Annotated in this window: 7 protein-coding genes; 5 read left to right on the top strand and 2 right to left on the bottom strand. The window is 70.0% G+C overall.

The genetic code is table 11. The annotated features are described in order from the left end of the window. From DLJ59_RS36990 to DLJ59_RS21345, 5 genes are all read left to right on the top strand, one after another. On the top strand, positions 1-195 hold a 195-nt coding region (locus tag DLJ59_RS36990; protein WP_208648785.1), incomplete at its 5' end, for a hypothetical protein. Further along, positions 192-329, top strand: a complete 138-nt coding sequence (locus tag DLJ59_RS36400) for a hypothetical protein (protein WP_158630883.1) — start codon at positions 192-194, stop codon at positions 327-329. The genes DLJ59_RS36990 and DLJ59_RS36400, both read left to right, overlap by 4 nt. A 67-nt stretch (positions 330-396) precedes the next feature. Continuing rightward, positions 397-918 (top strand): hypothetical protein, encoded by a 522-nt coding sequence (locus DLJ59_RS21355; protein ID WP_124774407.1) that lies wholly within the window; start codon positions 397-399, stop codon positions 916-918. Beyond that, the gene (locus tag DLJ59_RS21350) at positions 915-1,385 is read left to right on the top strand and encodes a hypothetical protein (protein WP_124774406.1); all 471 of its coding nucleotides are present in this window, start codon (positions 915-917) and stop codon (positions 1,383-1,385) included. The genes DLJ59_RS21355 and DLJ59_RS21350 overlap by 4 nt, the downstream gene beginning before the upstream one ends. A gap of 161 nt (positions 1,386-1,546) precedes the next feature. After that, positions 1,547-4,084 carry an NACHT domain-containing protein gene (locus DLJ59_RS21345; protein WP_244236155.1) on the top strand — a complete coding sequence of 846 codons (2,538 nt, stop codon included), beginning with the start codon at positions 1,547-1,549 and terminating at the stop codon, positions 4,082-4,084. On the opposite strand, the gene DLJ59_RS21340 is transcribed toward DLJ59_RS21345, so the two are convergent. Together DLJ59_RS21340 and DLJ59_RS21335 are read right to left on the bottom strand one after the other, a co-directional pair. Beyond that, on the bottom strand, positions 4,074-5,603 hold the full coding sequence (locus DLJ59_RS21340) for a type 1 periplasmic-binding domain-containing protein (protein WP_124774404.1): 1,530 nt from the start codon (positions 5,601-5,603) through the stop codon (positions 4,074-4,076). The two genes, DLJ59_RS21345 and DLJ59_RS21340, sit on opposite strands and share 11 nt — an antisense overlap. Before the next feature lie 211 nt (positions 5,604-5,814). After that, on the bottom strand, positions 5,815-6,227 hold a 413-nt coding region (locus DLJ59_RS21335), incomplete at its 5' end, for a hypothetical protein (protein ID WP_124774403.1).

The raw sequence follows: 6,227 nt of genomic DNA, 5'->3' as shown, positions 1-6,227 counted from the left end.
GCCCCAGCCCCAGCCCCAGCCGAGCAACGCCACCGGCTCGTGTCCGATCAGGACGTCGAGGATGCCGACGATGTCCTCTTCGCTCACCCGCCGCGGGTGGTGCGGCGCTGGCTCTGCGAGTGCGGTGTCGACTACCCCTGTACAGATGTGCGTTTCGCTCTCCTGGTCAAATCCAGTGCCGAGGCGGGCGAATGAGCACCGACACTCTGGCCGATCTACGTGCCGCCTGGCTGGCGACCATCTCCGCTGCCGATCGGGCCGGCGCGCAGATGCACGGGGCGGGGCCGCCCGGTCGGCGGCTGCCCTGGCAGGAGGCGGTCACACACTGAGTGCTGGCGGGCGCTGAGCCTGGTCTACGCCGGCTTGGCCGCCGATCGAGAGTCGCCGGGAGGCTCGGTGGGGGACCTGCTCGCCGGTCTGCACGCTGCTCGGATCGACGCGGACCGGGCCGCCGCGCTGGCCGCCCGGGTCCGCTGGCGGTTGAGCGCGACCGAGGACCGGCTGCGGCGTACCCGGGAGGTGGCGGACGTGGTCGCGGCCCGGCACTTCGCGGCGGCGATCCACCCGATTGGACCTGGTCGCTGCCCGGCTCGCGGTCGGCGGCTGCCGGATCGAGCGTTCGGTGGCGGCACTGACAGGCCGGTTGTGGCGGCACCTACCGACCATTCAATGGCAGCACCTACCGACCGTTCGGTGGCAGCACTGGACGGAGAGCCCGCAGCACCGCCCCGGCACGCCAGCCACGACAGCGCCGCCGACCACGACAGCGTCAACGACAGGGCCAGCGTCGCCGGCAGCGCCGAAGTGATCGCCTGCGGTTGCCAGGCAGCGAGCGCGCTGGTGACCAGGCGGGGGCGTCTGACCGGGCCACGCGCACACAGGAGAGCACTCACGATGGTCAGGGAGCGACGATGGTGACCGGCCCGCAAGCGGCGCTACGCGGCCTGCTGGCCGGGCGGCTGCGCGGCCACGAACGGCGACTGAGCCGTTTTGCCGAATCGGACTGGCTGCGGTACGCGGACCTGCTCGCCGGTGCGCTGTTGGTGGCGGTACGGCGGCGGTTCGTCGCGGGGCAGGATCGGGCGCTGGTGATCCGGTTCGTGGCGTCCGTCCGGGAACGTTATGACGCGACCGGGCGCGACGTCGACCCGGTGCTGGCCGAGGCGCTGGTGTGGGCGGCGCTCGGTGAGCGTCCGCCGGTGCCCCCCGACACCGCGGCGATCGTCGCGCGGACGGTGCTGCTGCTCGGCCTGCTCGAAGACGAAGGTCTCACCGACCGCGAACTCGACGAAATCCTGGTGGCCGCCTCACACGCCGCGGACGACTCTACGCACGGCACAAACCGACCACAGACAGGCGCGCCAGTCGAATCCGACCGGCAGTGAGCCAGCTCAAGATCAACCCAAAATGACATATGTCGGGGGTATCAACGCGGCCCGGACACCCCATTCCCGCACCGTCGAACGGATCATGCCGGTCGTTCGGCGAGTCGAGTCTCGGCCGCAACGCCAGGTAGCTGCGGTAGCGCACCATCGACGGTGTGGACATGGCGCTGGAGTGGCTGCGGGTCTGGGACTGGCTGGACCGGGGCGAGTTGCTGCTGAGCACCCTGCTGGCCATCGTGGTGGTCTCGGGCTGGGCGAAGCTCCGGATGCGCCAGCTGCGGCGCGGCGCGCCCGAGGAGCGGTACCGCCGATGGTTCATCACGGAACACCGGGTGTACAACCCCTATCTGGCCGCGCCGGAGACGCTCCGACTCGAACGGACGCTGGTGCCGCTGTTCGTCACCGAGGACGGGCAGCCGGACCGGGCCGCCGACGCCGGCGAGCGGATCGCCGACCGGGACAGCCACGTCGTCCTTCTCGGTGACGCCGGGTCCGGCAAGACGACCACGCTGAAGGCGTTCGGGATCGCGGCCCTCGGCGGCATCGACGGTCGCGGTGGGGACGGGCGAATCCGTGAGGTGCCGTTCCTGGTGCCGGTGCGGCTGCTCCGTGGCGTCGTGCAACCGGGCACGGTGACCGACTACATCCTTGCCATGCTGCGGTCGCAGAAAGGGCTGGCGCTGACCAAGGAGGAGGCCCAGCAGCTTTTCGCCCAGGTGTTGCAGCAGCGGCGCTGCGTGGTCCTGCTCGACGGGCTGGACGAGGTGACGCCCACCAGGTATTCGGCCGTCCGGGACGAGGTGTACCGGTTCCTCAACGACCACACGCCGGAGCTGCCGACCGCCAACGCCCGCATCGTGATCACCTGCCGACGGCTCACGTTCCTGCGGATCGCCGACGACTGGCGGCCGGAGCGGCTCGGTGCGCACCGCAGCTATGTGCTGGCACCACTGCGGGACACCGAGATCCTCGCCTACCTGCGGGCCTTCCCGGATCGGTTCCCGGAGGTGGACGGACCGCAGCGGTTCATGCAGCAGCTCCGCGCCTCGGGCACGTTGGGCATGCACCGCAATCCGCTGGTCCTCTCGATGTCGGTCGGCCTGTACGCGGGGCGGAAGTTCCCCGCCATCGCACACTCGACGGCGCGGCTGTACGACGAGATGATCGACGAGATGCTCGGCCGGCACAGTTTCCGGGCCGATGACCTCTCCAGCGGTGCGAACGAGTTCGATCAGGCCGACAAGCTTCGAGTTCTACGGGAGTTCGCGCTGCGGGCGGCGCTCGGCCCGCCGGGGTTCGGGCCGTTCGACCGGTTGGCGCTCGTCGACTTCGTGTCGGCGACCGGAGATCGGCTGCGGCAGAACCTCAACGGTCGTTCCGGCGACTTCGTCGACGAGATCATCGATCGGTCTGGGCTGCTCAGCCGGGTCGCCGACGAGCAGTACGAGTTCGTGCACCGCTCGTTGCAGGAGCACCTGGTCGCCGCCGAACTGCTGCGCCAACGCGACGACGGCCTACGACTGCTGCGCGAGCGGGCGATGGAGCGCGAGTGGCGTCGAGTGGTGCTCTTCTACACCGCCACTGCGGACCAGGCCTTCGTCACCGGCTTCATCGAGGATCTGGCCGACGTCGACCCGGCCCTCGCCTGCGCCTGCCTGGCCGGGGCGGACTGCCTCAACCCGGTCGGATTCTCCGTACTGGAGCGGATGGCCGGACCCCTGCGCGACCCGAGGCCCCCGGTGATGCTCCCCGCCCTGGCAGCGGTGCTGAGCGCCACGGCGTCGCCGCGCGCGGCGATCCGCGACGCCGCGCGTGACCTGGCCTTCACCTGGCTGACGAAGGTCGCCGGCGAGGCGGACGCGGCGGACGCGCTCGGCGGCACCCACGAGACGCTGCTCGACGTGGTGACGATGCTGGTGGAACGGTTGGGAGAGAGTTCCATCAGCCGCTTGATGGTGACCCGGTTGGTGGGCGTCGTGCCCGATGATCCACGATTCGTCGAGCCGTTGTGGCGCTGCCTGCGCACCGTCGAGGGCGCAGGCACCGACGACCCTTCCCTCGTACCCCTGGTCGACCGACTGCTGCGGCTCGCCACCGACCCGGCCTGCTTCCACACGTTGCAGCGTCAGCCGGCCGCGCAGCCGAGGTTCGCCACCGCTCCTCTGCGCCAGCAGGTGTATCCGTTCCGGCGCGGACTGGACCGAGAGTCGAACCTGGTGACCCTGTTGTGCTGGGCCAGGGAGGTCGCCGCCGAGGCAGCTGACGTCAACCGTTTCCTGGAGGCCAAGGCCACCGACCCGGGCCGCTGGGCCAGCCTTGAGGCGGACTGGCGTCGACGCGCCGCCTCGGTCGTCGTTCCCGTCGTCCGGGCGCACCGGGTCGACCGGCACCGGGCCGAGAGGGCAACGGGCGCGACGCTGACCCTGCTCTCGGTGGCGGCGCTCGTCGCTGTCGGCTGGGATCTGGCCCGACCCGGCGGCTTGCTGGGCCCGGTCGGCGGCACCGCGGCGGTCCTGCTGGCGACGGCGGAGCTGGGGTTGGCGCTGACCATGCTCGGGCTGCAACCCCGGATCCGGACACGTGGCGTACGGATGTGGCGACCCAACGAGTGGATCGACGCCTACGAGGACCCCCGCAGTCGACACTGGCTGGTGCCCGAGGGCGGCGAGGGCCGGCCGGTGGGCGGCGTCACGGCGTGAGGTACGGCGGGACGTCGGCCGGCAGTCGGGGCCCGGTCTTGCCGAGTTGCCGGTACATCACGACCTTGCCGGTGGCCCGCCCGTCGCCGTTCGCCCGGCCGCCGAACGACAGGGTGCCGGACGCGCCGGCGACCTTGTGTGCCAGCGTGAGGTTGCTGAACTGGGTCTGCACGTCGACGGCTCCTGGCAGGTTGTCTCTCCCGGTGGCCATCCGGATCGCTTTCACGGCGCTCGCGACGGCGTCGTGGTACATCACCGCGTAGCCGTCGTTCAGGTTGTCGGACGGGAACTTCTCGTCGACGTGGTAGGCCTTGAAGAAGTCCGCGAAGCCCTCCGGCGTACCGGGTCGCTTGCTGATCCAGCCCGGCGCGTCCGCCGAGGAAGCCCAGATCACCGAAACGTTCGCCTCGTCGAGGAGATTCACCTGCTGCGGTGAGAGCTGAAACCCGGTGGCGCCGACCATGATGGTCAACGGGTGAGTGCGGCAGGTCCGCTCCCGCAGCGCGGCGGCCAGGCTCGGGAAGTCAGCGACCCGGCCGGCGTAGAACACCATCTGGAGTTTGATGGCGTCGTCGGCCACCGCGTTACACAGGTTCGTCACCACCGGGCTGAAGACGTTCGGCATCGCTGGATTGCCGACAGTGCCGCCGGCGAAGGCCTGCGGCGGGGCTTTGAGGTAGCCCTTCAGCACGTTGGTGAAGGCCTCGGTCAGCGTCAACGGATAGGGGTCCTTGTTCTGGTCGTAGACGACGATTCCGTTGCGGGGCAGCGTCTCCCGGTTCTTGTCCAGCAGGTCCTTCAGCGACATCGCGTAGTCGTCGTTGCTCGGCGAGACACTGTGGAACGTCGAGTATCGCTCCGCGCTGAGGCTGGTCGCGGAGGTGACCGCCCCGACCATGGGGATGCCCCGCTGTGACAACGTCGACGCCACCCCCTCGGTGCCCGTGAAGCTGGAGCCGAGGCCCACGACGGCCACCACCGGATGCTCGGCGTCGCCCAGCGCCACGATCGCCGGAACGAGCGCGTCGAGAGCCGGCTGCCTGCTGCCCTGGTTGACCAGGAGCAACTGCACGGCGGGTGCGTTCTGGTCACCGAAGGCCGACGACGTGTTGGCCCGGCGCAAGGCCACATAGGCGCCCTGCAAACTGAATTTGATCGGTTCGAGGGTCATGGCCGAGGCGGCGGGTTTCGGAGCGATGCTCAACGGCGTCAGCAGCACCACCCGGACGTACCGTCGGGACTGGGCACCGACCTCCCGATTGCTGACGAGGATCTTCTCGGCGACGTCCCGGATCGCGGGGTCAAGCGTGGCACTGTCGGTGACCGGGCCAAGGCATTCCTGGGTGCTGTCGTCCAGCAAGCCGACGCAACCGGTCGCGGAGGGCGTCGGGCTGCTCGTTCGGGGCGGTGCGGGCTCGTCATCGCAGAAAGCCAGCACACCGACGAGCGCGAGCAGCGCAAGAGCGATGACTCCGGCCATCCCGAACCGCAACGAATTCGTACCCGTCGAACTGAGCACCGAACTACCTCCATTTGACGCGAGCCCTGGGACGCGATTTCTGCCCGCGCGCCAAATCCGAGGCTTTTACGCTTCATTCATTGGCCTGGCGCGGCTACCGGCAGACGCAGACACCGTCTCCACCATCGGTCATGCCCAACGAATGGACGCGCTTCAGTCATCTACATGACTCGGCACCGCGACCGACCTTTCGACGTACCGCGCACACCGATCAGCGCAGACCGCGGACCAGCAGCAGGTAGGCGCAGTAGGCCATCGGCACCAGTAGGAAACAGATCAGGAACCCCAGCGGCAGATAGCGCGGCGGGGTGCCGGCGACCATCGCGGGCCGCCCCCACCGGCCCAGCACCAGGTATCCGCCGAAGAACGCCACCGCGGGCAGCCCCGCGCAGATCCATGCGCCGAGGGTGAACCCGTCGACCAGACCGACCCCGGAGGCGAGCACCAGCATCAGCATCAGCACACCGGCCGCCGCGCCGCACCCGGCGTAGACGGCGACCGCGCGGGCCAGCGGCGACCACGTCGGCAGCAGCACCGGCCGCTGGGCCAGCAGCTCCGCCTGGTGCCCGTGCCGGTCGGCCTCGTCGGCCATCCGCCGGGCCAACTCCAGCTCCACAGCCGGGT

Source organism: Micromonospora inaquosa (assembly GCF_003857055.1).
GTDB classification, from domain to species: Bacteria; Actinomycetota; Actinomycetes; order Mycobacteriales; family Micromonosporaceae; genus Micromonospora; species Micromonospora inaquosa.
The sequence above is the reverse complement of the archived record's forward strand: the minus strand, read 5'-3'. Positions and strand labels throughout refer to the sequence as shown.